A 26,045-nucleotide genomic window follows, 5' to 3' on the forward strand; every position below is an offset into this window, starting at 1 on the left:
AGGACTCCCGGCCCTTGAAGCCGGGAGTTTACCAAGTGGTCTAAGGTTTAGACGCGGCGCCGCTTGCGCGGACGGCAACCGTTGTGCGGAATCGAAGTCACGTCGCGGATCGAGGTGACATTGAAGCCAGCAGCCTGAAGGGCGCGCAGCGCCGACTCACGGCCTGAACCGGGACCACGCACTTCGACCTCGAGGGTCTTCATGCCGTGTTCCTGAGCCTTCTTTGCTGCGTCTTCCGCGGCAACCTGGGCAGCATAGGGGGTCGACTTGCGCGAGCCCTTAAAACCCATCACGCCCGAGGACGACCACGAGATCGTGTTGCCCTGCATGTCCGCGATGGTGATCATGGTGTTGTTGAAGGAGGCGTTCACGTGTGCAACGCCAGAAGTGATATTCTTGCGCTCCTTGCGACGGACGCGCGCGACTTCGGTCTTAGCCATAAAGGTCCTCTTAGGTATCGGCGCTGCCGTAGTGCCAGCAGCTCCACCACGAAAGAAGCGAATCGCATCCAGGAGCACGAAGCTCCAGAGGGATCAAACCCGCCACTTCCGATAAAACAACCGCCCCGCCCCAGCGGGTGCGAAACTTACTTCTTCTTACCGGCGATCGGCTTTGCCGGACCCTTGCGGGTACGAGCATTGGTGTGGGTGCGCTGGCCGCGGACCGGAAGGCCACGACGATGACGCAGACCACGATAATTACCAAGGTCCATCAAGCGCTTGATGTTCATCGCAACGCTGCGACGAAGATCACCTTCCACGACATAGTCGCGGTCGATGGCTTCACGGATCTGAATCACCTCGGCGTCGGTCAGTTCATTGACCCGACGCTCAGCGGGGATACCGACCGTGTCGGTGATGTCCTTGGCGAACTTTTCGCCGATCCCGTGAATATACTGCAGCGCGATAACAACGCGCTTGTTCGTCGGGATATTGACGCCAGCAATACGAGCCACGTCTGCTCTCCTTCATTCAACACGCGCCATCCCGGCGGGTGTCCTTAAACAACAAGGGACCGGATCTCGACCCCCAACCATGGTTGAGAACCGAATCCAGCCCAAAAATCCATGAGACTGATGCGGTTCTTTAAGGATTCGACCGAGCGGAGTCAACAGGCCCCGCTCTATCAAATTATTTGGTAATCGCTGCCTTGATGGCAGTGGTCACTTCGTTCACCGGGGCCATACCATCCACGGGGCACAGGAGGCCCTTATCGGAATAGTACGAAACCAGCGGGGCAGTCTGATCGGCATAAACACCAAGGCGCTTGCGCAGCACTTCCTCGTTGTCGTCGGCGCGCGCGCCACCCGATTCCTTAGCCCGATTGATAACACGTTGCACGAGAATGTCGGCGTCTGCCTTGATCTCGATAACCGCGTCAAGCGAGACACCCTTGTCCTTGAGCATGCCATCGAGGGCTTCCGCCTGGGCGATGGTCCGCGGGAAACCGTCGAGGATGAAGCCAGGCTTGCAATCCTCGGCGTCGAGCCGCTCAGAGACAATACCGTTCACAATGGCGTCCGACACGAGGTCACCACGATCCACGATCGCCTTCGCCTCGACCCCGAGCGGGGTCTTGGCCGCAATCGCGGCGCGCAGAATGTCGCCAGTGGACAGCTGGGGAATACCATAGGCTTCGACCAGAATCTTTGCCTGTGTACCCTTGCCTGCCCCCGGCGGTCCCAAAAGGATCAACCTCATCGACGCTTGCCCCCTCCAAGTCGGGATTTCTTCAAAAGCCCTTCATATTGCTGGGCAACGAGATGGCTCTGGATCTGACTGACCGTATCAAGGGTCACCGTCACCATGATCAGGAGCGAGGTGCCGCCAATGAATTGGCTGACAGCGAGCTGGCTGAACATAACTTCCGGAATCAGAGCCACGACCGTGAGGTATATAGCACCGACAACGGTGATGCGCGTCAGCACATAGTCGATGTGCTGTGCGGTCCGCTCACCCGGACGGATGCCCGGAATGAAACCGCCAGAGCGCTTGAGATTATCCGCCGTCTCCGTGGGATTGAACACGATGGCCGTGTAGAAGAAGGCGAAGAAGATGATCAGGAACGCAAACAGCGCCAGATAGAGGGGCTGCCCGCGGCCGAGAAGGGCCGTGACGGTGGTCAGCCAGCCCGGTGCGTTCCCCTGCGCTGCAAAGGACGCAATGGTCGCCGGCAGCAGGAGGAGCGACGAGCCGAAGATCACCGGGATAACGCCGGCGGTGTTCAGCTTGAGCGGCAGATGCGAGGTATCCCCCTGGAACATCTTGTTGCCGACCTGACGCTTCGGATACTGGATCAGCAAGCGTCGCTGGGCCCGTTCGAAGAAGACGATGATCGCGATGACCACGAGGGCCAAAACGATCATGCCAAGCGCGGCAAAACCAGGAATGGCGCCAGTACGGCTGAGCTCGAGCGTCTGAGCCACTGTCGAGGGCAGATTGGCCACGATACCTGCAAAGATAATCAGCGAGATACCGTTGCCGACGCCGCGTGCCGTGATCTGTTCGCCCAGCCACATCAGGAACATCGTGCCACCAACGAGGGTGATGACGGTCGAGATGCGGAAGAACCAGCCCGGATTGAGGACGACGCCCTGGCTGCCTTCCAGACCCACGGCAATGCCATAGGCCTGCACCGCGCAGAACAGCACGGCGAGGTAGCGGGTGTACTGGTTCATCTTGCGACGGCCAGCCTCACCCTCTTTCTTGAGGGCTTCGAGGCGCGGAGACGCCGTCGAGATCACCTGCACGACGATGGACGCCGTAATGTAGGGAATCAGGTTGAGAGCAAAGATCGCCATACGTTCCACGGCGCCACCGGAGAACATGTTGAACATGCCGATGATGCCTTGCTGGCTCTGCTCGAAAGTGGCCCGGAACGCATCTGGATCGATGCCCGGAACCGGAATGAAAGTGCCCAAACGATACACAAGCAGCGCGCCCAGCGTGAACCAGATGCGCTGCTGCAGGGCTTTCGCCTTGGAGAAGGTCGAAAAAGAAAGATTGCGAGCTAGTTGCTCGGCTGCGGACGCCATACTTCGCTCCCTAAGGCTTCAAGGCCAGGCGCAGTTGGAGCGCCTGAGGAGCATATAGTCCTGCCACCCTGGCGCAACAAACCAAAAAGCGCACCCAATCCAATGGTCGGGTGCGCATTTGCCAGATTACTTGGCGGCGTAAGGAGTCTTTTTCCAGGTCTCTTTGACCGGGATCAGGTCAAGCTTGCCGCCGGCTGCCTCGATGGCAGCGGCTGCGCCCTTGGTGGCGTAGTCAACCTTGAAGGTCACCTTCTTGGCCGAAAAACCTTCCGAGCCGATCAGGCGCACGCCGTCCTTGGGACGACGGATGACACCAGCTGCAACCAGGGCCGCGGAGTCAACCACACCCTTGATGTCCAGCTTGCCGCTGTCGATGTAGGCCTGGATGCGGTCGAGGCGTACTTCGTTCCAATCCTTGGGATTCCAAGCATTGAAGCCACGCTTCGGCATACGCATGTGAAGGGGCATCTGGCCGCCTTCGAAGCCGTTGATCGCAACACCGGCGCGAGCTGTCTGGCCCTTGCCGCCGCGGCCGCCGGTCTTGCCGACGCCCGAACCGATACCACGGCCAACGCGAACGCGGACCTTGTTGGCACCTGGATTATCGCGAAGTTCGTTCAAACGAGTCATTTGTACGGACCCTCTCTTACTCGCCGACAACGCGGACGAGGTGCGGGACCTTGTTGATCATGCCACGAACTTCGGGCGTATCAACCAGCTCGCGCTGCTTGTTCATCTTGTTGAGCCCGAGACCGATAAGGGTCGCGCGCTGGCTCTTTTCGCGGCGGATCGGCGAACCGATCTGCTGCACAGTGATGGTCTTCTTGTCAGCCATTTTGCTTCTCCGTCCTTACGGTCAAGCTTCGACAGCAGTTTCGCCGCGGCGAGCCTGCAGTTCGGAGACCTTCAGGCCGCGACGAGAAGCCACCGCACGGGGGCTATCAACGCGCTTGAGCGCATCAAATGTGGCGCGAACCATGTTGTAGGGGTTTGCAGTGCCCTGGGACTTGGCAACGATATCGTTGATGCCAAGCGTTTCGAACACGGCGCGCATCGGACCACCGGCAATGATACCAGTACCCGGAACGGCGGCACGCAGGATCACCTTGCCGGCGCCGTGACGACCCGTCACGTCGTGGTGAAGGGTACGTGCATCGCGGAGCGGCACGCGGATCATCTGGCGCTTGGCCTGTTCAGTGGCCTTGCGGATTGCCTCGGGAACTTCACGGGCCTTACCGTGACCGAAACCGACGCGACCCTTCTGGTCACCAACAACGACGAGTGCTGCGAAACCGAAGCGACGGCCGCCCTTCACAACCTTGGCCACACGATTGATGTGGACCAGGCGATCGACGAATTCGCTTTCGCGCTCTTGAACGTCTCTGCTCATTTTATCTCTTCCTCGCCGTGGTTAGAACTGCAGACCGCCCTCACGGGCAGCGTCTGCAAGGGCCTTAACACGGCCGTGATAGATGTAGGCGCCACGGTCGAAGACGACTTCGCCAACGCCTGCCTTCACGCCACGCTCGGCAATCGCCTTGCCGACGGACGCAGCAGCCTCGGCGGTCGAACCGCTCTTGAGGCCCGAGCGCAGATCCTTGTCGAGGGTCGAAGCGGCAGCCAGCGTACGACCAGTCGTGTCGTCGATGATCTGGGCGTAGATATTCTTGTCCGAGCGGAAAACGCTGAGACGGGGACGACCAAAGGCACGAGCCTTGAGCGCCTTGCGGACACGGGCCTTGCGGCGATCCGCACCTTTTGCAGTGATAGCCATTGCAGGCGCTCCTTACTTCTTCTTGCCTTCTTTGCGATACACGGTCTCGTTCGAGTACCGCACACCCTTGCCCTTGTAGGGCTCGGGCGGACGCCAGCCGCGGATCTCTGCGGCCACCTGGCCAACAGCCTGCTTGTCGATACCGGTCACGATGATTTCGGTCGGAGCCGGCACGGCCAAGGTGATCCCCCGGGGCGCCTGATAGACTACTTCGTGGCTGAAGCCCAGAGACAGCTTCACATCCTTACCCTGCATCGCGGCGCGATAACCCACGCCCTGGATCGCAAGCTTCTTTTCGAAGCCGGCGCTGACACCGGTGACCATGTTCTGGATGAGGGCGCGGGTGGTGCCCCAAGCCGCACGGGCTTCACGGCTGTCGTTGGCAGGAGAGACGACAACGCCTTCTTCACCCTGCTCGACGTTCACCACATCCATGAGCGCGATGCTCAATTCGCCCTTCGGGCCCTTAGCCGAGACGGTACGACCATTGATCGTTACCGTGACGCCGCTTACCGGGGCCACCGGTTTCTTGCCAGTACGTGACATTTCTTATCCTTGAGTAATCGTCTTACCGCGCGATGCGAGCAAGTGACCGGAACGCAGGGGACCCTGCATTCCGGGCTCACACCTTAGAAGACGCGGCAGAGTACCTCGCCACCAACGTTGGCAGCCTTGGCTTCGTGGTCGGCCATAACACCCTTGGGGGTGGACAGGATCGACACACCGAGGCCATTAGCCACCTGCGGAATATTCTTTACCGACGCGTACACGCGGCGGCCGGGACGGGAAACGCGCTCGATGGTGCGGATCACGCCTTCGTTCTCGGAGTACTTGAGTTCAATCTCGTACTCGGAAGCACCGTTCTCGAACTTGGTCTCCGAATAGCCGCGGATGAAACCCTCGGACTGGAGAACGTCCAGCACGCGACCGCGAAGGGTCGATGCCGGTGTCGAAACGGAAGATTTGCGACGCTCTTGAGCGTTGCGGATGCGGGTCAGCATATCGCCGATGGGATCGGAAAAGCTCATTGTCTTCTCTCCTTACCAGCTCGACTTGACCAAACCCGGGATCTGACCCAGGTTGCCCAGCTGACGCAGGGCGATACGGCTCATCTTGAGCTTGCGATAGTAACCACGCGGACGACCCGAGACCTCGCAACGGTTGCGCACGCGCACCTTTGCCGAGTTGCGGGGAAGTTCTGCGAGCTTGAGCGTTGCGTTGAAGCGCTCTTCAATGGACAGATTCTGGTCCTTGATCGTTGCCTTGAGGGCAGAACGCTTGTCAGCATACTGCTTGGCCAGGGCCGCGCGCTTGTTGTTCTTTTCGATGGAGCTGGTCTTTGCCATGTCCTGATCCTTTATCCCTTCCCTGCCCGCTTACTGGCGGAACGGGAAGTTGAAAGCCCGCAGAAGCGCGCGTGCTTCATCGTCCGTCTTGGCCGTCGTGGCAATCACGATATCCATGCCCCAAACCTGATCGATCTGATCGTAGTTGATTTCGGGGAAAATGATGTGTTCCTTGATGCCCATGGCATAGTTGCCACGGCCGTCAAAGGAATTCGGATTGAGGCCACGGAAGTCACGGACGCGCGGCAGGGCGATGTTCACCAAGCGGTCCAGGAATTCGTACATGCGCACGCCGCGCAGGGTGACCTTGACGCCGAGCGGCATTTCTTCGCGGACCTTGAAGCCAGCGATAGACTTGCGCGCATGGGTGATAACCGGCTTCTGACCAGCGATCTTTTCCATTTCGGCAGCAGCGGACTTCACCTTCTTGGTGTCGGCCACGGCTTCACCAACGCCCATGTTCAGCACGATCTTGTCGACCTTGGGCAGCTGCATGACGTTGGTGTAGTTGAACTGCTTGGTCAGTTCAGCCTTGATGGTCTCTTCATAGACCGTGCGCAGGCGCGGAATATAAGCGGTCTCAGCCATCGATCCCATCTCCGGTAGTCTTGGCGACGCGGGTCTTCACGCCGTCCTTGATCTGGAAACCGACGCGGGTCGGCTTGCCATTGGCATCAGCAACGGCGAGATTGGACAGATGGATCGGCGCTTCCTTGGTGAAGATGCCGGCATCGGTCGACGCAGTCTGCTTGGTGTGGCGGCGGATCAGGTTGATACCCTGAACGAGCGCGCGGGTTTCGCTGGGAATTACCTGCAGGACCTGACCGGTCTTGCCCTTGTCCTTACCAGCGAGGACGACGACCTTGTCGCCCTTCTTGATCTTGGAGGCCATTACAGCACCTCTGGGGCGAGCGAGATGATCTTCATGTGGTTCTTGGCGCGAAGTTCGCGCGGAACCGGTCCGAAGATACGGGTGCCGATGGGCTCTTTCTGATTGTTCAGAAGAACAGCGGCGTTCTTGTCAAAACGGATGACGGTGCCATCGGGGCGACGGATGTCAGTTGCGGTGCGAACCACCACAGCCTTCATTACCTGGCCCTTCTTAACGCGACCACGCGGAATAGCGTCCTTGACCGAAACGACAATAATGTCGCCGACCGAGGCGTATTTGCGATGCGAGCCGCCCAGCACCTTGATGCACATGACTCGCTTAGCGCCGGAATTATCGGCGACGTCGAGATTGGACTGCATCTGGATCATAACTGGATGCCTTCTAGTTGAACCGGCTGCACCGTCATCCGGCTCGCCGACCTAATATCAAAAATTCTCTTACGCTGACGGAACAAGCGTCCAACGCTTGTTCTTGCTGATCGGCGCAGTTTCCTCGATCCAGACGATCTGCCCGACCTTGGCCACATTGGCCTCGTCATGGGCATGGTACTTCTTGGACCGACGCACCGTCTTCTTCAGAAGGGGGTGCGTGAAACGGCGCTCGACACGAACAACGATAGTCTTGTCATTGGCGTCGGAGACAACAGTCCCCTGCAGAACGCGCTTTGGCATGGGATCGATTCCTTACTTAGCTGCGTTCTTTTGGCCGAGGATCGTCTTGATCCGCGCGATATCGCGGCGGACCTGCTTGACCTGGGCCGGCTTTTCCAGCTGCTGGGTAGCACGCTGGAAACGCAGGTTGAACTGTTCTTTCTTGAGGTCGACGAGCTGATCTTTCAGTTCGTCTGCGGTTTTGCTCCGCACATCACTGGCTTTCATGCTCGTGTTCCTTAGTCGACAATGCGCTGTACGATGCGCGTGGTGATCGGCAACTTCATTGCTCCGAGGCGAAGGGCCTCCTTTGCAACGTCTTCGGGTACGCCGTCAATCTCAAAAACGATGCGACCAGGTTTTACACGTGCCGCCCAGAACTCCACGGAGCCCTTACCCTTACCCATTCGGACTTCGGTAGGCTTCTTGGAAACTGGCAGATCCGGGAAAATCCGGATCCACACGCGGCCCTGACGCTTCATCTCGCGAGTGATCGCGCGACGGGCTGCCTCGATCTGGCGGGCAGTAACACGTTCCGGCTCGGTGGCCTTCAGTGCGTACTGGCCGAATGCCAGCTCGGTGCCACCCTTGGCCTGGCCATGGATGCGACCCTTGTGGGCCTTGCGGAACTTAGTTCTCTTCGGTTGCAGCATAGTCGTTCAACCTTCTTATGCGCGTTCGCGGTCGCGATCGCCACGCTCACGGCGCGGTTCGCGCTCGCTACGCTGGCCACCTTCACTACCTTCGGTAGCGCGACGCTCATGAGCGGACGGATCATGCTCGAGGACTTCGCCCTTGAAGACCCAGACCTTGATGCCGATGATGCCATACGTGGTTTCGGCTTCGGCCGTGCCGTAGTCGATGTCCGCACGCAGGGTGTGCAGCGGCACGCGGCCTTCGCGGTACCATTCGGTACGAGCGATGTCGGCACCACCAAGACGACCACCAACATTGACGCGGATACCACCGGCGCCCATGCGGATTGCGGTCTGAACGGCACGCTTCATGGCGCGACGGAATGCCACACGGCGTTCCAGCTGCTGAGCAATGCCCTGGGCAACCAAGGTCGCGTCCGTCTCGGGCTTGCGCACTTCAACGATGTTGATGTGCACTTCCGAGTCGGTGAACTTCTTCACCTTGGCGCGGATCTTGTCGATGTCAGCGCCCTTCTTGCCGATCACGATGCCCGGACGGGCGGTGTGGATCGACACGCGGCACTTGCGGTGCGGACGCTCGATGACGATCTTGGAGACGGCGGCCGCCTTCAGATCCTTCATCAGCATGGTGCGGATCTTCAGGTCTTCCTGAAGCAGCGAACCATACTCGCCCTTATTGGCGTACCAGCGGCTATCCCAGGTGCGGTTGATGCCCAGGCGGAAGCCGATTGGATTGATCTTCTGACCCATTATGCGGCCTCCTCAACTTGCCGGACGACGATCGTCAGATGCGAGAAAGGCTTCTCGATCCGCGACGATTTACCGCGACCACGTGCAGTGAAACGCTTCATGACAAGCGAATTGCCCACGAAGGCTTCGGCAACGACGAGGGCGTCGGTGTCCAAGCCATGGTTGTTCTCGGCATTGGCGATGGCGCTCTCGAGCACCTTCTTCACCTGGCCAGAGATGCGCTTGTGGCTGAATTCGAGATCGGCCAGGGCCTTCTCAACCTTCTTGCCACGGATCAACTGCGCGACGAGGTTCAGCTTCTGAGGGCTGATGCGCAGCATGCGCAGGACAGCCTTAGCCTCGTTGTCCTTGAGAGCGCGCTCAGTCTTTGGCTTGCCCATCTTACTTCCTCTTGGCCTTCTTGTCGGCGGCGTGACCGTAATAGGTACGGGTCGGCGCGAACTCGCCAAACTTGTGGCCGATCATGTCTTCGGTGACGCTGACCGGAATGTGCTTCTGGCCATTGTGCACGCCGAACGTGATACCCACGAACTGCGGCAGGATGGTAGAGCGACGGCTCCAGATCTTGACAACGTCGTTGCGGCCGGATGCCAAGGCCTTCTCAGCCTTCTTGAGCATGTAGCCGTCTACGAACGGGCCCTTCCAAATCGAACGGGTCATCGCTTACCTGCCCTTCTTAACGTGACGGCTACGAACGATGAACTTGTCCGTTGCCTTGTTGCTACGCGTACGCTTGCCCTTGGTCGGCTTGCCCCACGGGGTAACCGGGTGACGACCACCGGAGGTACGGCCTTCACCACCACCATGCGGGTGATCGACCGGGTTCATGGTCACACCGCGGTTGACCGGCTTGCGGCCGAGCCAGCGATTGCGACCAGCCTTGCCGAGCGAGGTGTTGGCGTGATCCTGGTTGGACACAGCACCGACGGTTGCAAGGCAAGTGCCATGCACACGACGCTGCTCACCCGAGTTGAGGCGCAGGATGGCCCAACCGGAGTCGCGGCCAACGTACTGGGCATAGGCGCCGGCAGAACGGGCGACCTGGCCACCCTTGCGGGGCTTCAGCTCGACGTTGTGCACGATGGTGCCGACCGGCATGCGCTCGAGCGGCATGGCGTTGCCCGGCTTCACGTCGAGAGCCGACATGGACGAGATGACCTTGTCACCTGCAGCCAGACGCTGGGGAGCCACGATATAGGCAAGCTCGCCATCTTCGTACTTGATCAGAGCGATCCAAGCGGTGCGGTTCGGATCGTATTCGAGACGTTCTACGGTCCCGACGACGTCAAACTTGGCACGCTTGAAATCAATCATGCGATACGTACGCTTGTGACCGCCACCACGGTGGAACGCAGTGATGCGACCACGGTTGTTACGACCACCGGATTTGCTGAGGCCTTCGGTCAAAGCCTTGACCGGGGCACCCTTCCAGAGCTGCGAACGGTCGGTCGTAACGAGAGTACGACGGCCTTCGGAGGTGGGATTGTAAGTCTTTAGAGCCATTTTGCTGTCTCTTGTCCCTTAGAGGCCGGTCGAAATATCGATCGACTGGCCGTCGACGAGGGTCACAACGGCCTTCTTCACGTCGTTCCGGGTGCCGATGCGGCCGCGGAAGCGCTTCACCTTGCCCTTGCGGACGAGGGTGTTCACTGCCTTGACCTTGACCGAGAAGAGCTGCTCGACGGCAGCCTTGATCTCGGGCTTGGATGCATCGATGGCCACGTCGAAAACGACCTGGTTGTTTTCCGAAGCCATCGTCGACTTTTCAGTCACGACGGGGTTACGGACGATATCGTAAGCGGCAAGCTTGTTCATGCGAACCTCGCTTCCAGCGCCTCAAGCGCTGCCTTGGTCAGGACGAGCTTGTCACGCTTAAGGATCGAAACAACGTTGATCCCCTGCACCGGCAGCACGTCGATATTCGGGATGTTGCGCGCGGCAAGAGCGAAGTTCTGGTCGACGGTTGCACCGTCGATGATCAGAGCGTTTGCCCAGGCGAGCTTGCCGAAGGTGGTGCGCAGAGCTGCAGTCTTGGCTTCCGCCTGTGCAACGCTTTCCAGCACGATCAGCGAGCCTGCAGCGGCCTTGGCCGACAGAGCATGCTTAAGTGCCAGGGCGCGGACCTTCTTGGGAAGATCGATCGCGTGGCTACGCGGGGTCGGACCGAATGCACGGCCGCCACCACGGAACTGGGGAGCCTTGCGATCGCCGTGACGAGCGCCGCCCGAACCCTTCTGCTTCACGAACTTCTTGCCCGTGCGCACGCCTTCGGAACGGTTCTTCACGTCATGCGTGCCAGCCATAGCCTTAAGCTGCTGGTAGCGAACCATACGGTGCAGGATGTCGGGGCGAACCTCGAGACCGAACACGTCATCCGCGAGGGCGACAGTACCGGCCGACTTCCCGTCGAGAGTAGTTACCTGGAGTTCCATTTACTTCGCTTCTCCCGCAGCAGCGGCCTCGAACGAACCCGGAAGGGCAGCGTTCGCGGGAGCCGGCTTCTTGACGGCGTCCTTGATCGTGATCCAAGCACCCTTGGAGCCCGGCACCGAACCCTGGATCAGGATCAGGCCACGTTCCACGTCAGTCTTGACGACCTTGACATTCTGAGTGGTGATGCGGCGGTCACCCATGTGACCAGGCATCTTCTTGTTCTTGAAGGTCTTACCGGGGTCCTGACGACCACCAGTCGAACCGATGGAGCGGTGAGACACGGAAACACCGTGCGAGGCGCGCAGACCACCGAAGTTCCAGCGCTTCATACCACCGGCAAAACCCTTACCGATGGACGTTCCGGTCACATCGACGAGCTGGCCTTCAGCAAAGTGGTCAGCCTTAAGAGTGGCGCCAACCTCGATCAGGTTCTCTGCATCGACGCGGAATTCGGTCACGTGACGCTTGGGTTCGACCTTGGCAGCGGCGAAGTGGCCGCGCTCTGCCTTGGAGGTGTTCTTTGCCTTAGCCTGGCCTGCGCCGAGCTGCAGGGCGACGTAGCCGTCCTTCTCCACGGTCTTCTGGGCTACCACCTGGCAGTTTTCCAGACTCAGAACTGTCACAGGGACGTGCGAGCCGTCCTCTGCGAAGATGCGAGTCATCCCCAGCTTCTGTGCGATCAATCCAGAACGCATCGGTTATACCTTCTTGTTGGCGCTCTGCCGGGTCATGGTTTCAGAGGACCCCTTTAGCGGCAGGCGCGGAATTTGTTTTATGCTTTAGAGCTTGATTTCGACGTCGACGCCGGCGGCGAGGTCAAGCTTCATCAGTGCATCCACCGTCTGAGGGGTCGGGTCCACAATGTCAAGCAAACGCTTGTGGGTCCGGATCTCAAACTGCTCGCGAGCCTTCTTGTCGATGTGCGGCGAGCGGTTGACGGTGAACTTGTCGATGCGGGTCGGCAGCGGAATGGGACCGCGAACCTGTGCACCCGTGCGCTTGGCGGTATTGACGATCTCGCGGGTCGACGTATCGAGCACGCGATGGTCAAACGCCTTGAGGCGGATGCGGATATTCTGACCGTTCATCTTCTCAAATCCTGACAAAATTGATCGCGGCGCGCGATCATCCGCGCGCCGCGAATGTCTAAGAGGCTTACTTCAGGATCGTAGCAACGACGCCCGAACCAACCGTACGGCCACCTTCACGGATAGCGAAGCGGAGCTTCTCTTCCATGGCGATCGGAACGATCAGCTGAACGTTGATGTTCAGGTTGTCGCCCGGCATCACCATTTCGGTGCCTTCGGGAAGGGTCACGATGCCGGTCACGTCCGTCGTGCGGAAGTAGAACTGCGGACGGTAGTTACCGAAGAACGGCGTGTGACGGCCACCCTCTTCCTTGGTGAGGATATAAACCTCAGCCGTGAAGTCGGTGTGCGGGGTCACGGAACCGGGCTTGCAGAGCACCTGGCCGCGCTCGACCTGCGTGCGGTCGATACCACGGATCAGGGCGCCAACGTTGTCGCCAGCCTGGCCCGAATCGAGCAGCTTGCGGAACATTTCAACGCCGGTAACGGTCGTCTTCTGGGTGGCTTTGATGCCGACGATTTCGACTTCTTCACCAACCTTGACGATACCGCGCTCAACGCGACCGGTCACAACCGTACCGCGACCCGAGATCGAGAACACGTCTTCGATCGGGAGCAGGAAGGGCTGGTCAACCGGACGTTCCGGCTGCGGGATGTACGCGTCAACAGCGGCCATCAGCTCGAGAACGGCGTCGTGGCCGAGCTTCTTGTCGGAATCTTCAAGAGCGGCCAGAGCCGAACCCTTGATGATCGGGATATCGTCGCCCGGGAACTCGTACGAGGACAGCAGTTCACGAACTTCGAGTTCGACGAGCTCGAGCAGTTCCGGATCGTCGACCATGTCGCACTTGTTCAGGAACACGACGAGAGCCGGCACGCCAACCTGACGAGCGAGCAGGATGTGCTCACGGGTCTGGGGCATCGGGCCGTCGGCAGCGGACACGACCAGGATCGCGCCGTCCATCTGGGCGGCACCGGTGATCATGTTCTTCACATAGTCAGCGTGGCCTGGGCAGTCGACGTGAGCGTAGTGACGGTTAGCCGTCTCGTACTCGACGTGCGACGTGTTGATGGTGATGCCGCGTGCCTTTTCTTCGGGCGCGCTGTCGATCGACGCATAGTCCTTGAACTGAGCGCCACCGGCTTCAGCCAAAACCTTGGTGATCGCTGCAGTCAGCGAGGTCTTGCCATGGTCAACGTGGCCAATGGTGCCAATGTTGCAGTGCGGCTTGGAGCGGGAAAACTTTTCCTTACCCATCTTTTTTCTCCAAAATCGTCAGCGCAAAGGCCGACTTTCAGTTGAGTTTATAGCTTGCGCTGTTTTTAGGCGTACTTGGCCTGGACTTCGTCAGCGACGGCCTGCGGAACCTGCTCGTAATGGTCGAACGTCATCGTGTACTGAGCACGACCCTGGCTCATCGAGCGCAGCGAGTTCACATAACCGAACATGTTTGCAAGCGGCACGAACGCATTCACGACCTGGACAACACCACGGCTTTCAGTGCCCTGGATCTGCCCACGACGCGAGTTGAGGTCGCCGATGACATCGCCCATGTAATCGTCCGGCGTGACAACTTCAACCTTCATGATCGGCTCGAGGATCTTCGGGCCAGCTTCACGCAGGGCTTCACGGAAGCCTGCACGGCCGGCGATTTCGAAGGCCAGAACCGAGGAGTCCACGTCGTGGTAGGCACCGTCGACAAGGGTCACCTTAACGTCAACGACAGGGAAGCCGATCAACGGGCCTGCGCCCATGACCGATTCGATACCCTTCGAAACGCCCGGGACGTATTCACGAGGAACAGCGCCGCCGACGATGGCGTTGACGAATTCGAGGCCCTTACCAGCTTCACCCGGCTCGACAATGATCTTGATGCGGGCGAACTGACCCGAACCACCAGACTGCTTCTTGTGGGTGTAGTCTTTTTCGGTCTTCTTGGTGATCGTCTCACGGTAAGCCACCTGCGGCTGACCGATATTGGCTTCCACCTTGAATTCACGCTTCATGCGATCGACGAGAATGTCGAGGTGAAGCTCGCCCATGCCCGAAATGATCGTCTGACCGGATTCTTCGTCGGTCTTGACGCGGAAGGACGGATCTTCGGCAGCCAGGCGGTTCAGGGCGAGGCCCATCTTTTCCTGGTCGGCCTTGGACTTCGGCTCGACGGAGATGTCGATAACCGGATCCGGGAAGACCATGCGCTCGAGGATAACCTGCGAGTTGGTCGGCGCCAGGGTGTCACCGGTGGTGGTGTCCTTGAGGCCCACGATAGCCACGATGTCACCAGCAAAAGCTTCGGTGATCTGCTCACGGCTGTTCGAGTGCATCTGGAACATGCGGCCAACGCGTTCGCGCTTGCCCTTCACGGTGTTTTCCAGGCTGATACCGGCTTCGAGGTGACCCGAATAGATGCGGCAGAAGGTCAACGTGCCCATGTGCGGGTCGTTGGCGATCTTGAACGCCAGCATCGAGAGCGGCTCGCTGTCGTCGGCATGACGCTCGATCGGCTCGTCGGTCTTGGCATCGACGCCCTTGATGGCCGGGATGTCGGTCGGCGCAGGCAGGAAGTCGATCACGCCGTCGAGCAGAGGCTGAACGCCCTTGTTCTTGAAGGCCGAGCCAGCATAGACGAGGAAGAACTTGGTATCCAGAACGCCCTTGCGCAGCAGACGACGAATGGTGTCGTTGTTGGGCAGTTCGCCGTTCAGATAGGCTTCCATCGCGTCGTCGTCCATTTCGACGGCGGCTTCGATCATCTTCTCACGGAACTTCTCGGCAGTTGCCTTGAGGTCTTCCGGGATTTCGACGACGTCCCACTGAGCGCCCAGCTCTTCGTTGTGCCAGATCAGAGCATTCATCTCGATCAGGTCAACGACGCCCTTGAACTCGGTTTCTGCACCGACGGGGATCTGCACGGGAATGCCCTTGGCACCCAGGCGAGAACCAATCATTTCGACGCAGCGGAAGAAGTCGGCGCCGATCTTGTCCATCTTGTTGACAAAGATCAGACGCGGAACTTCGTACTTGTCGGCCTGACGCCAGACAGTTTCGGTCTGCGGCTCGACGCCGGCGTTGGCGTCAAGCAGCGCAACGGCACCGTCAAGCACGCGGAGAGAACGCTCGACCTCAATGGTGAAGTCCACGTGACCGGGCGTGTCGATGATGTTGAAGCGATGCTGCACACCGTCACGCGACTTCCACGACGTGGTCGTGGCAGCCGAAGTGATGGTGATGCCGCGTTCCTGCTCCTGCTCCATCCAGTCCATGGTCGAAGCACCATCATGGGTCTCGCCCATCTTATGGTTCTTGCCCGTGTAGTAGAGGATGCGCTCGGTCGTAGTGGTCTTGCCAGCATCAATGTGAGCCATGATGCCGAAGTTACGATAGAGGTGAATCGGGAATTCGCGTGCCATTGGATACTCCTACTACCAGCGGTAGTGCGAGAAGGCACGGTTGGCATCGGCCATACGGTGCGTGTCTTCGCGTTTCTTGACGGCCTGACCGCGGCCGTTGATGGCATCCATGAGCTCGCCGGACAGACGTTCGCGCATGGTGTTCTCGCCGCGCTTGCGGGCGCTTTCGATCAGCCAGCGAATGGCAAGAGCCTGCTGACGATCGGTACGAACCTCAACCGGCACCTGGTAGGTAGCACCGCCAACGCGGCGCGACCTGACTTCAACGGCCGGGCGAATGTTGTCCAGGGCACCATGGAAAACGGTGACCGGGTCCTGCTTGAGCTTTGCTTCGACGATGTCGAATGCACCATAGACGATGGATTCGGCAGCGGACTTCTTGCCGTCCCTCATCAGGGAGTTCATGAACTTGGTGAGCACCAGATCGCCGAACTTGGCATCTGGAATAACGTCACGCTTTTCTGCGCGGTGGCGACGGGACATGACTCAGGATCTCCTTACTTCGGACGCTTCGCGCCATACTTCGAACGGCGCTGCTTGCGATCCTTCACACTCTGGGTGTCGAGGACGCCGCGCAGGATGTGATAGCGAACGCCGGGAAGGTCGCGAACGCGGCCGCCGCGGATCAGCACCACGGAGTGTTCCTGCAGGTTATGCCCCTCGCCGGGGATGTAGGAAATCACTTCACGCTGGTTGGTGAGACGAACCTTGGCCACCTTGCGGAGAGCGGAGTTCGGCTTCTTTGGGGTCGTGGTGTACACACGAGAGCAGACGCCGCGCTTCTGCGGGTTAGCTTCCATGGCCGGAACCTTGTTCCGCTTTGGCTTGCTGGCGCGTGGCTTGCGGATCAGCTGATTAATGGTGGGCATTGCGCTCTTTCCATTGGTCCAAAAATATACGGTCTACACAAGCAAACCAAAGTGGCGCTCACCCGAACCCTTTCAGGACCGGCGGCGCCTCTATTGCAGCGGACCACGCACCATTTCTGGCGGCAGTCATGCGCACAAGGATTTGCTTCGTCTAGTTACCCGACAGTGTGTTTGGTTGTCTTGGATTCCCGCGCTAGATGGCAGGGACCCGGTGTGACGACCACGACCGACCGCTAAGGTAGGCGCTGTTTAGAACCGATGACTCGTTCCGTCAAGGATTCTTTCGTGAAAAACCGGACGGAGAGCCTTGCGTTTCAGGGAGTACAGCCTTGCGGGGCTCCCCGGGAGGGGGTGGACGGATCGTTTTGAAAGCGTTCGGTGCAGGCAAGGTTACGATTCGCATCCGGATGGTGAACGCTAACAGACTGTTACCGTTTGTCCGCCCGAGGTGCGAAAATGACAAAAAGAAAAAGGGGCCCGAAGGCCCCTTCCCTATTCTTCATGGAGCCGGGAGTTACTCGGCGGCAGGAGCGGCGATCTGCACCGTCTCTGCCTGACGACGACGTTCCTCGAGGATGAGTTCGTCGCGCTTGGCAGCGATGAGGCGTGCAGACGAAGTGCCGGCACCGGTACCCGCCGGGATCAGGCGGCCAACGATGACGTTCTCCTTGAGGCCTTCGAGCAGGTCGGCCTTGCCGGAAACCGCCGCCTCGGTGAGGACGCGGGTGGTTTCCTGGAACGATGCAGCCGAGATGAACGAACGGGTCTGCAGCGACGCCTTGGTGATGCCGAGCAGCACCGGGTTGGCCGTAGCAGGCTTCTTGCCCTCGCTGACCAGCTGGTCGTTGAGTTCGTCGAAGTCCAGCTTGTCGAGCTGCTCGTCCTTGAGCAGGCCAGACTCACCTGGATCCACGATCTCGACCTTCTGCAGCATCTGGCGAACGATCACTTCGATGTGCTTGTCGTTAATCAACACGCCCTGCAGGCGGTACACTTCCTGGATCTCGTTGACGAGGTAGCGTGCCAGTTCCTCGACGCCCTTGATGGCAAGGATGTCGTGCGGAGCGGGATTGCCGTCCAGGATGTATTCGCCCTTCTCGATGGTGTCGCCTTCCTGGAGGTGGAAAGGCTTGCCCTTCGGGATCAGGTACTCGACCGGATCTGCACCGTCCTCGGTCGGCTCGATGATGACGCGACGCTTGTTCTTGTAGTCGCGGCCGAAGCGGATGGTACCATCGATCTCGGCGATGATGGCGTGATCCTTCGGACGACGGGCTTCGAACAGCTCGGCCACACGCGGCAGACCGCCGGTGATGTCCTTGGTCTTGGCGCTTTCGAGCGGGATACGCGCGAGAACGTCACCTGGGATGACCTTTTCACCCGGCTCGACGGCAATAACCGCGTCCACGGAGAGCAGGTAGCGGGCTTCGCCACCACGGTCGACCTTGGCCACCGTACCGCCACGGGCAATGGCCAGTGCGGGCTTGAGACCCTCACCACGCTGATTGCCGCGCCAGTCGATGACAACGCGCTTGGTGAAGCCGGTGGCCTCGTCGGTGTTTTCCGCAACGGAAGCACCGTCGACCAGATCCTCGAACAGGACCTCGCCCTCGACTTCGGCCAGAACGGGACGGGTGTAGGGGTCCCATTCAGCCAGACGCTGGCCACGACGAACGCTGTCGCCTTCCTTGACGAGCAGCTTGGAGCCGTAGGTCACCTTGTGGGTGGCGCGTTCCTTGCCTTCGTCATCGAGAATGACGAGAGCGACGTTACGGGCCATGACCACCTGGCGCCCACCCTCGACATTGGCGAGGTTGGGGTTGCGGATGGTGATCTTGCCTTCAGCACCGGACTCGAGGAACGAGCTGTCGACCACCTGTGCCGTGCCACCGATGTGGAACGTGCGCATGGTGAGCTGGGTGCCGGGTTCACCGATGGACTGAGCGGCGATAACGCCGACAGCTTCACCGATATTGACCGGCGTACCGCGTGCAAGGTCACGACCATAGCAGGCGGCGCAGCAACCCTGGCGAAGATCGCAGGTCAGCGGCGAACGGATGCGGATCGACTGGATACGCGCCTCTTCGATCACGTCGACATGCTTTTCCTCGAGCAGGATGCCCTTGGGAGCGATGAGATCACCCGTGATCGGGTGGAAGACATCATCCGCAGTGGTGCGGCCCAGGACACGCTGGCCCAGCGAAGCCACGATCTGGCCCGCATCGACGATCGGCTCCATGGTGAGGCCGCGCTCGGTGCCGCAATCCTCGGTGACGATGATTGCGTCCTGGGCGACGTCGACGAGACGACGCGTCAGGTAACCGGAGTTAGCGGTCTTCAGGGCGGTATCGGCCAGACCCTTACGGGCACCGTGGGTCGAGTTGAAGTACTCGAGAACGTTCAGGCCTTCCTTGAAGTTCGCGGTGATCGGTGTCTCGATGATCGAGCCGTCCGGCTTGGCCATAAGGCCGCGCATGCCGGCGAGCTGCTTCATCTGTGCCGGTGAACCACGAGCACCGGAGTGGCTCATCATGTAAACCGAGTTGATCGGCTTCTGGCGACCCGTTACCTCGTCGATCTGAACGGCAGCAATGCCCTTCATCATCTCTTCGGCGATCTTGTCACCGCACTTGGCCCAGGCGTCCACGACCTTGTTGTACTTTTCGCCCTGGGTGATCAGGCCGTCATTGTACTGCTGCTCGAATTCCTCGACCAGCTTACGGGTCTCGTCCACGATCGTGTACTTGGACGCAGGGATAACCATGTCGTCCTTGCCGAACGAGATGCCGGCGTCACAAGCGTTCTTGAAGCCGAGCTGCATGACGCGGTCACAGAAAATGACCGTCTCCTTCTGACCGCAACCGCGATAGACGGTGTCGATCATCTTGGAGATCATCTTCTTGGTCATCAGCTGGTTCGCAGTTGCGAACGGCACCGCCGGGCTGATGGGCAGGATCTGGCCAATCAACATGCGGCCCGGGGTCGTTTCCACGATCTCGGTGATCTGCTTGCCCTCTGCATCCCAGGCAGGCACGCGTGCCTTGATCTTGGTGTGCAGGGTCACGACCTTGTTGTCGAGCGCATGCTCGAGCTCTGCATAGGACGCGAACGCCATGCCTTCGCCCGGCTCGCGCTCATTCATCAGCGAGAGATAGTAGAGGCCAAGCACGATGTCCTGCGACGGCACGATGATCGGCTGACCATTGGCAGGGTGCAGGATGTTGTTGGTCGACATCATCAGCACGCGCGCTTCCAGCTGTGCTTCGAGCGACAGCGGAACGTGCACGGCCATCTGGTCACCGTCGAAGTCGGCGTTGAAGGCCGAGCAGACGAGCGGGTGCAGACGGATAGCCTTGCCTTCGATGAGGATCGGTTCGAACGCCTGGATGCCAAGACGGTGCAGCGTGGGCGCGCGGTTCAGCAGAACCGGGTGCTCGCGGATGACTTCGTCAAGGATATCCCAGACCTCTGGCTTTTCCTTCTCCACAAGCTTCTTGGCCTGCTTGACGGTCGAGGACAGACCCTTGGCTTCGAGGCGCGAGTAGATGAAGGGCTTGAAGAGCTCAAGCGCCATCTTCTTGGGCAGGCCGCACTGGTGCAGCTTGAGGTACGGGCCCACGGTGATGACCGAACGACCCGAATAGTCGACGCGCTTGCCGAGCAGGTTCTGACGGAAGCGGCCCTGCTTGCCCTTGAGCATGTCGGACAGCGACTTCAGCGGACGCTTGTTGGCACCGGTGATGGTGCGGCCACGGCGGCCGTTGTCGAACAGCGCGTCCACAGCTTCCTGCAGCATGCGCTTTTCGTTGCGGATGATGATATCGGGCGCACGCAGCTCGATGAGGCGCTTCAGGCGGTTGTTGCGGTTGATCACACGACGGTAGAGGTCGTTCAGATCGGAGGTCGCAAAGCGGCCGCCATCCAGCGGAACCAGCGGACGCAGCTCGGGCGGGATGACCGGAATAATGGTCATGATCATCCATTCGGGCTTGTTGCCCGAAACGATGAACTGCTCGACGATCTTGAGACGCTTGGCCAGCTTCTTGGGCTTCAGCTCGGTGGTCGACTCGGCGATTTCGACGCGCAGATCGGCGGCGATCGTTTCGAGATCGAGGGCGAGCAGGATGTCCCGGATCGCTTCGGCGCCAATCTTGGCGGTGAAGCTATCGGCACCATATTCGTCCTGTGCGTCGAGATACTGCTCTTCGGTCAGCAGTTCGTGCTGGGTGAACGGGGTCAGACCCGGATCCAGGATGACGTAGTTCTCGAAGTACAGGATGCGCTCGATATCCTTGAGCGTCATGTCGAGCAGCAGGGCGATGCGGCTCGGCAGCGACTTCAGGAACCAGATGTGGGCGACGGGAGCGGCGAGCTCGATATGGCCCATGCGCTCGCGACGGACGCGGCTCAGGGTGACTTCGACACCGCACTTCTCGCAGATGACGCCCTTGAACTTCATGCGCTTGTACTTGCCGCACAGGCACTCATAGTCCTTCACGGGGCCAAAGATGCGCGCGCAGAACAGGCCGTCACGCTCGGGCTTGAACGTGCGGTAGTTGATGGTCTCAGGCTTCTTGATCTCGCCATAGGACCAGGAAAGGATTTTCTCGGGCGACGCGATCGAGATTTTCATCTGATCGAAGGTCTGCACCGGAACCGCCGGGTTGAACGGGTCCATGACGTGGGAATGATGGTTCATCAAATTTCTCCTCTATCCGTTCGGGCGCCGCGCTCACTGCGCACCCGAACGGAGGATGAATGGGGGTGGAAGAGCCGGATTATTCCGCCGCTTCCCGAGGAGGTGCGAGTTCCGCTTCCGCCTGGCCCTGGTCGTCCTTCTCGCGCATGTCGAGTTCGACATTGAGGCCGAGCGACCGGATTTCCTTGACCAGAACGTTGAAGCTTTCCGGGATACCCGCTTCGAAGGTGTCGTCACCGCGCACGATGGCTTCGTAGACCTTGGTACGGCCAGCCACGTCGTCCGACTTGATGGTGAGCATTTCCTGCAGCGTATAGGCGGCGCCATACGCTTCAAGAGCCCACACTTCCATCTCGCCGAAGCGCTGACCACCGAACTGGGCCTTACCACCAAGCGGCTGCTGGGTGACGAGGGAGTACGGACCGATCGAACGCGCGTGGATCTTGTTGTCCACAAGGTGGTCGAGCTTGAGCATGTAGATGTAGCCGACAGTCACCTGGCGGTCGAACTGCTCACCCGAACGGCCGTCAAAGACGGTCGACTGGCCGGAGGACTTGAGGCCCGCCTTTTCCAGCATGACCACGATGTCGGCTTCCTTGGCGCCGTCGAACACCGGAGTGGCGATCGGAACACCCTTGGAGAGGTGCTCGCCGAGGCGGACCATGCCGTCATCATCGAGATCGGTGATGGCGGTGTCGCCGGCGAAGAGATCCTGGACTTCAAGACGGAGCGGCTTGAGATCGCCCGACTTCTGATAGGCCCGGAGCATCTTGTCGATCTTCTTGCCCATGCCGGCGCAAGCCCAACCCAGATGGGTCTCGAGGATCTGACCCACGTTCATGCGCGAAGGCACGCCGAGCGGGTTCAGCACGATATCCACCGAGGTACCGTCTTCAAGATAGGGCATGTCTTCGACCGGAACGATGCGCGAAACCACGCCCTTGTTCCCGTGACGACCGGCCATCTTGTCGCCCGGCTGGATCTTGCGCTTGGTTGCGATGAAGACCTTGACCATCTTCATCACGCCCGGAGGCAGTTCGTCACCGCGCTGGAGCTTGTCGACCTTGTCGATGAAGCGCTGCTCGAGCAGACGACGGCTCTCTTCATACTGAGCATGAAGAGCTTCCATCTCGGTCATGACCTTGTCGTCATCGACCGCAAACTGCCACCACTTCGAACGCGGCTGCGCTTCGAAGATGGAATCGTTGAGCTTGGTGCCCACAACATAGCCCTTCGGACCCGCGGTCGCGGCCTTGCCGAACAGCATTTCCTTGAGACGGGCATAGACGTTACGGTCGAGGATCGACTGTTCGTCGTCACGGTCCTTGGCGAGGCGTTCGATTTCCTCGCGCTCGATGGCCATGGCGCGCTCGTCCTTATCGATGCCGTGGCGGTTGAACACGCGCACTTCAACGACAGTACCAGCATCGCCCGGCGGAACGCGGAGCGAGGTATCGCGAACGTCAGAGGCCTTTTCACCGAAGATGGCGCGGAGGAGCTTTTCTTCCGGCGTCATCGGGCTTTCGCCCTTCGGGGTGATCTTGCCGACCAGGATGTCGCCCGGCTGAACTTCAGCACCGATGTGAACGATACCGGCTTCGTCGAGGTTCTTCAGCGCTTCTTCCGAAACGTTCGGAATGTCGCGCGTGATTTCTTCCGGACCAAGCTTGGTGTCGCGGGCCATGACTTCATATTCCTCGATGTGGATCGAGGTGAAGACGTCCTGCATCGCGATCTTCTCGGAGAGCAGGATGGAGTCTTCGAAGTTGTAGCCGTTCCAGGGCATGAAGGCGACGAGCACGTTGCGGCCGAGAGCCAGATCGCCCAGTTCGGTCGAGGGACCGTCGGCGATGATGTCGCCCTGGTTGACATGGTCACCCACCACGACCAGCGGACGCTGGTTGATGCAGGTCGACTGGTTCGAGCGCTGGAACTTCATCAGATTGTAGATGTCGACGCCCGACTTCGACGCATCGGTTTCTTCCGTTGCGCGAATAACGATACGGGTCGCGTCCACCTGGTCCACCACGCCCTTGCGCTTGGCCACGATGGCGGCGCCGGAGTCACGGGCCACGATGGGCTCCATGCCGGTACCGACGAACGGGGCTTCGGCGCGCAGAAGCGGCACGGCCTGACGCTGCATGTTCGAGCCCATGAGAGCGCGGTTGGCGTCGTCGTTTTCGAGGAACGGGATCAGCGAGGCGGCGACGGACACCATCTGCTTGGGGGAAACGTCCATCAGGTCGACGTTTTCCTTGGGCGTCAGACCGTTGTCGCCGGCGTGGCGCGCCACAACCAGGTCGTGCACCAGGGTGCCGTCCTTGTTGATCTCGACGTTGGCCTGGGCGACGTAGTGCTTGGCCTCTTCCATGGCGGAGAGGTAGACGACGTCGTCCGTGACCTTGCCATCGACGATCTTGCGGTACGGGGTCTCGATGAAGCCGTACTTGTTGACGCGGGCGAAGGTCGAGAGCGAGTTGATCAGGCCGATGTTCGGGCCTTCCGGCGTCTCGATCGGGCAGATACGGCCATAATGGGTCGGATGCACGTCGCGGACTTCAAAGCCAGCGCGCTCACGGGTGAGACCGCCCGGTCCAAGTGCCGAAAGACGGCGCTTGTGGGTGATTTCGGAGAGCGGGTTGGTCTGGTCCATGAACTGTGACAGCTGGGACGAGCCGAAGAACTCGCGCACAGCGGCGGCAGCCGGCTTGGCGTTGATCAGGTCCTGCGGCATGACCGTGTCGATTTCGACCGAGCTCATGCGCTCCTTGATGGCGCGTTCCATGCGGAGCAGGCCAAGACGATAGGAGTTTTCCATGAGTTCGCCGACGGAGCGAACACGACGGTTGCCGAGATTGTCGATGTCGTCGATTTCGCCGCGGCCATCGCGCAGGTCGACCAGGGTGCGGACGACTTCAACGATGTCTTCCTTGCGCAGGGTGCGCATGGTGTCGGGAGCATCGAGCTCGAGACGCATGTTCATCTTGACGCGACCAACGGCCGACAGGTCATAGCGCTCGCTGTCGAAGAACAGCGACTGGAACATGGCTTCGGCGGTATCGACGGTCGGCGGCTCACCCGGGCGCATGACGCGGTAGATGTCGAACAGCGCGTCTTCACGCGACTCGTTCTTGTCCACGGCCAGCGTGTTGCGGATGTAGGCCCCGATGGTGATGTGGTCGATGTCGAGGATCGGCAGCTCGTCAAAGCCCATGTCGAGCAGCTTGGTGAGCAGCTTTTCGTCAAGCTCGTCACCAGCCTCGGCATAGATCTCGCCGGTCTTGAGGTTGACGATGTCCTGGGCGATGTAGGTGCCGTAGAGGTCCTCATCGACTGCCAGCAGGTGCGTCAGACCGCCTTCGGCCAGCTTCTTGGCCTGACGGGCCGAGAGCTTCTTGCCGGCTTCGTGCACGACGTCGCCAGTGGTGGCATCGATAAGATCATGGCTGGGCTTTGCACCCTTCCACTTTTCGGCATCGTAGGGAACGCGCCAGCCCTTCTCGATCTTCTCGTAGTCGAGCGTGGTGTAATAGGTGGCGAGGATTTCCTCGGCATCCATGCCCAGCGCCTTGAGCAGCGAGGTGACCGGGATCTTGCGGCGACGGTCGATACGCGCAAAGACGATGTCCTTGGCGTCAAACTCGATATCGAGCCAGGACCCGCGATAGGGAATGATGCGGCCGGCAAAGAGCAGCTTGCCCGAAGAGTGGGTCTTGCCCTTGTCGTGATCGAAGAACACGCCCGGCGAACGGTGCATCTGGGAGACGATGACGCGCTCGGTGCCGTTGACGATGAAGGTGCCGTTCGACGTCATGAAGGGCATGTCGCCCATATAGACGTCCTGCTCCTTGATGTCCTTGACGGACTTGGCGCCGGTTTCCTCGTCCACTTCGAACACGATCAGCCGCAACGTCACCTTGAGCGGGGCAGCGAACGTGATGTCGCGCGCACGGCACTCGTCGATGTCGTATTTGGGCTGCTCGAATTCGTAGCGCACGAACTCAAGGCTGGCAGTGTTGGAAAAGTCAGTGATCGGGAAGACCGAACGGAATACGGACTGAAGCCCCTCATCGCCACGACCGCCCTTGGGCTCGTTGACCATGAGGAACTGATCGTAGGAAGCCTTTTGGACTTCGATCAGATTGGGCATCTCCGTGACTTCGCGGATGGAGCCGAAGGATTTACGAACCTTGCGGCGGCCGTTGAACGTGGTAGCCATGAAAGCTCCTGTTTCTATAGCGATTGTCTCGGAGGCAGATATCCAAAGAGCCGACTATCAGCCGTCGGATCTCGGGATATATGCCCGGGCAGTTCTGTGCGCCCAGGTCTTGCGACCAACGGGCCGGGATAACCGAAACTACCTCCGCGGAGGTCACACGGGGTTTTCACCCAGCAGCGGTCATCCAATTCTTCTCAATTTCAATGGGGACGCCAGTGACC

31 protein-coding genes are annotated in these 26,045 nt (G+C 59.9%); all 31 read right to left on the bottom strand.

Annotated features, from left to right (window positions below):
- Positions 1–47: 47 nt before the first annotated feature.
- The 31 genes from rpsK to rpoB all read right to left on the bottom strand — a co-directional run bounded on the left by rpsK (position 48) and on the right by rpoB (position 25,824).
- Positions 48–440, bottom strand: a complete 393-nt coding sequence (gene rpsK / locus N0P34_RS13120) for a 30S ribosomal protein S11 (RefSeq protein WP_046104437.1) — start codon at positions 438–440, stop codon at positions 48–50.
- A gap of 146 nt (positions 441–586) precedes the next feature.
- Positions 587–955 carry a 30S ribosomal protein S13 gene (gene rpsM / locus N0P34_RS13125; protein WP_275603683.1) on the bottom strand — a complete coding sequence of 123 codons (369 nt, stop codon included), beginning with the start codon at positions 953–955 and terminating at the stop codon, positions 587–589.
- Between the two features lie 175 nt (positions 956–1,130).
- On the bottom strand, positions 1,131–1,700 hold the full coding sequence (locus N0P34_RS13130; RefSeq protein ID WP_275603684.1) for an adenylate kinase: 570 nt from the start codon (positions 1,698–1,700) through the stop codon (positions 1,131–1,133).
- Positions 1,697–3,034, bottom strand: a complete 1,338-nt coding sequence (gene secY, locus N0P34_RS13135; RefSeq protein ID WP_275603685.1) for a preprotein translocase subunit SecY — start codon at positions 3,032–3,034, stop codon at positions 1,697–1,699. The genes N0P34_RS13130 and secY overlap by 4 nt, the downstream gene beginning before the upstream one ends.
- A 126-nt stretch (positions 3,035–3,160) precedes the next feature.
- Positions 3,161–3,664 carry a 50S ribosomal protein L15 gene (rplO, locus tag N0P34_RS13140; protein WP_275603686.1) on the bottom strand — a complete coding sequence of 168 codons (504 nt, stop codon included), beginning with the start codon at positions 3,662–3,664 and terminating at the stop codon, positions 3,161–3,163.
- A gap of 16 nt (positions 3,665–3,680) precedes the next feature.
- Positions 3,681–3,869 carry a 50S ribosomal protein L30 gene (rpmD, locus tag N0P34_RS13145; protein WP_275603687.1) on the bottom strand — a complete coding sequence of 63 codons (189 nt, stop codon included), beginning with the start codon at positions 3,867–3,869 and terminating at the stop codon, positions 3,681–3,683.
- A 21-nt stretch (positions 3,870–3,890) separates the two neighbouring features.
- A complete protein-coding gene (gene rpsE, locus N0P34_RS13150; protein WP_275603688.1) occupies positions 3,891–4,424 on the bottom strand; it encodes a 30S ribosomal protein S5 in 534 nt (177 codons plus the stop codon).
- A gap of 21 nt (positions 4,425–4,445) precedes the next feature.
- Positions 4,446–4,808, bottom strand: coding sequence for a 50S ribosomal protein L18 (gene rplR / locus N0P34_RS13155; protein ID WP_275603689.1), 363 nt, complete (start codon positions 4,806–4,808; stop codon positions 4,446–4,448).
- Between the two features lie 12 nt (positions 4,809–4,820).
- Positions 4,821–5,354: a 50S ribosomal protein L6 gene (rplF, locus tag N0P34_RS13160; protein ID WP_275603690.1), complete on the bottom strand. Its 534-nt coding sequence runs from the start codon at positions 5,352–5,354 to the stop codon at positions 4,821–4,823.
- A gap of 83 nt (positions 5,355–5,437) precedes the next feature.
- Positions 5,438–5,836, bottom strand: a complete 399-nt coding sequence (gene rpsH, locus N0P34_RS13165) for a 30S ribosomal protein S8 (protein WP_275603691.1) — start codon at positions 5,834–5,836, stop codon at positions 5,438–5,440.
- Between the two features lie 12 nt (positions 5,837–5,848).
- A complete protein-coding gene (gene rpsN / locus N0P34_RS13170; RefSeq protein WP_275603692.1) occupies positions 5,849–6,154 on the bottom strand; it encodes a 30S ribosomal protein S14 in 306 nt (101 codons plus the stop codon).
- Between the two features lie 30 nt (positions 6,155–6,184).
- On the bottom strand, positions 6,185–6,742 hold the full coding sequence (gene rplE / locus N0P34_RS13175; protein ID WP_275603693.1) for a 50S ribosomal protein L5: 558 nt from the start codon (positions 6,740–6,742) through the stop codon (positions 6,185–6,187).
- Positions 6,735–7,046: a 50S ribosomal protein L24 gene (gene rplX / locus N0P34_RS13180; protein ID WP_275603694.1), complete on the bottom strand. Its 312-nt coding sequence runs from the start codon at positions 7,044–7,046 to the stop codon at positions 6,735–6,737. The genes rplE and rplX overlap by 8 nt, the downstream gene beginning before the upstream one ends.
- The gene (rplN, locus tag N0P34_RS13185; protein ID WP_086469610.1) at positions 7,046–7,414 is read right to left on the bottom strand and encodes a 50S ribosomal protein L14; all 369 of its coding nucleotides are present in this window, start codon (positions 7,412–7,414) and stop codon (positions 7,046–7,048) included. Before rplN ends, rplX begins: the two co-directional genes overlap by 1 nt.
- A 69-nt stretch (positions 7,415–7,483) precedes the next feature.
- Positions 7,484–7,717, bottom strand: coding sequence for a 30S ribosomal protein S17 (gene rpsQ / locus N0P34_RS13190; RefSeq protein ID WP_275603695.1), 234 nt, complete (start codon positions 7,715–7,717; stop codon positions 7,484–7,486).
- Positions 7,718–7,729: 12 nt separating this feature from the next.
- The gene (rpmC, locus tag N0P34_RS13195) at positions 7,730–7,924 is read right to left on the bottom strand and encodes a 50S ribosomal protein L29 (RefSeq protein WP_275603696.1); all 195 of its coding nucleotides are present in this window, start codon (positions 7,922–7,924) and stop codon (positions 7,730–7,732) included.
- An 11-nt stretch (positions 7,925–7,935) separates the two neighbouring features.
- Positions 7,936–8,349: a 50S ribosomal protein L16 gene (rplP, locus tag N0P34_RS13200; RefSeq protein WP_275603697.1), complete on the bottom strand. Its 414-nt coding sequence runs from the start codon at positions 8,347–8,349 to the stop codon at positions 7,936–7,938.
- 15 nt (positions 8,350–8,364) lie between these two features.
- Positions 8,365–9,102, bottom strand: coding sequence for a 30S ribosomal protein S3 (gene rpsC, locus N0P34_RS13205; protein ID WP_275603698.1), 738 nt, complete (start codon positions 9,100–9,102; stop codon positions 8,365–8,367).
- Complete coding sequence (gene rplV / locus N0P34_RS13210) at positions 9,102–9,482, bottom strand: 50S ribosomal protein L22 (RefSeq protein WP_275603699.1); 381 nt, start codon at positions 9,480–9,482, stop codon at positions 9,102–9,104. Before rplV ends, rpsC begins: the two co-directional genes overlap by 1 nt.
- A gap of 1 nt (position 9,483) precedes the next feature.
- Positions 9,484–9,762, bottom strand: coding sequence for a 30S ribosomal protein S19 (gene rpsS / locus N0P34_RS13215; RefSeq protein ID WP_137152192.1), 279 nt, complete (start codon positions 9,760–9,762; stop codon positions 9,484–9,486).
- Between the two features lie 3 nt (positions 9,763–9,765).
- A complete protein-coding gene (gene rplB, locus N0P34_RS13220; RefSeq protein WP_275603700.1) occupies positions 9,766–10,605 on the bottom strand; it encodes a 50S ribosomal protein L2 in 840 nt (279 codons plus the stop codon).
- Between the two features lie 18 nt (positions 10,606–10,623).
- Positions 10,624–10,917, bottom strand: coding sequence for a 50S ribosomal protein L23 (locus tag N0P34_RS13225; RefSeq protein WP_275603701.1), 294 nt, complete (start codon positions 10,915–10,917; stop codon positions 10,624–10,626).
- A complete protein-coding gene (gene rplD / locus N0P34_RS13230) occupies positions 10,914–11,534 on the bottom strand; it encodes a 50S ribosomal protein L4 (protein WP_275603702.1) in 621 nt (206 codons plus the stop codon). Before rplD ends, N0P34_RS13225 begins: the two co-directional genes overlap by 4 nt.
- Positions 11,535–12,230 carry a 50S ribosomal protein L3 gene (gene rplC, locus N0P34_RS13235; RefSeq protein ID WP_275603703.1) on the bottom strand — a complete coding sequence of 232 codons (696 nt, stop codon included), beginning with the start codon at positions 12,228–12,230 and terminating at the stop codon, positions 11,535–11,537.
- A gap of 84 nt (positions 12,231–12,314) precedes the next feature.
- On the bottom strand, positions 12,315–12,623 hold the full coding sequence (rpsJ, locus tag N0P34_RS13240) for a 30S ribosomal protein S10 (protein WP_035080820.1): 309 nt from the start codon (positions 12,621–12,623) through the stop codon (positions 12,315–12,317).
- A 67-nt stretch (positions 12,624–12,690) separates the two neighbouring features.
- Positions 12,691–13,881: an elongation factor Tu gene (tuf, locus tag N0P34_RS13245; protein ID WP_275603704.1), complete on the bottom strand. Its 1,191-nt coding sequence runs from the start codon at positions 13,879–13,881 to the stop codon at positions 12,691–12,693.
- A 65-nt stretch (positions 13,882–13,946) separates the two neighbouring features.
- Positions 13,947–16,037, bottom strand: a complete 2,091-nt coding sequence (fusA, locus tag N0P34_RS13250) for an elongation factor G (protein ID WP_275603705.1) — start codon at positions 16,035–16,037, stop codon at positions 13,947–13,949.
- 12 nt (positions 16,038–16,049) lie between these two features.
- On the bottom strand, positions 16,050–16,520 hold the full coding sequence (gene rpsG / locus N0P34_RS13255; RefSeq protein WP_275603706.1) for a 30S ribosomal protein S7: 471 nt from the start codon (positions 16,518–16,520) through the stop codon (positions 16,050–16,052).
- Between the two features lie 14 nt (positions 16,521–16,534).
- The gene (gene rpsL, locus N0P34_RS13260) at positions 16,535–16,906 is read right to left on the bottom strand and encodes a 30S ribosomal protein S12 (protein WP_191772539.1); all 372 of its coding nucleotides are present in this window, start codon (positions 16,904–16,906) and stop codon (positions 16,535–16,537) included.
- A 514-nt stretch (positions 16,907–17,420) separates the two neighbouring features.
- On the bottom strand, positions 17,421–21,605 hold the full coding sequence (gene rpoC, locus N0P34_RS13265) for a DNA-directed RNA polymerase subunit beta' (RefSeq protein ID WP_275603707.1): 4,185 nt from the start codon (positions 21,603–21,605) through the stop codon (positions 17,421–17,423).
- 79 nt (positions 21,606–21,684) lie between these two features.
- Positions 21,685–25,824, bottom strand: a complete 4,140-nt coding sequence (gene rpoB, locus N0P34_RS13270; protein ID WP_275603708.1) for a DNA-directed RNA polymerase subunit beta — start codon at positions 25,822–25,824, stop codon at positions 21,685–21,687.
- Between the last annotated feature and the right edge of the window lie 221 nt (positions 25,825–26,045).

Source organism: Devosia sp. FJ2-5-3 (assembly GCF_029201545.1).
In the GTDB taxonomy this organism is placed as follows: domain Bacteria; phylum Pseudomonadota; class Alphaproteobacteria; order Rhizobiales; family Devosiaceae; genus Devosia.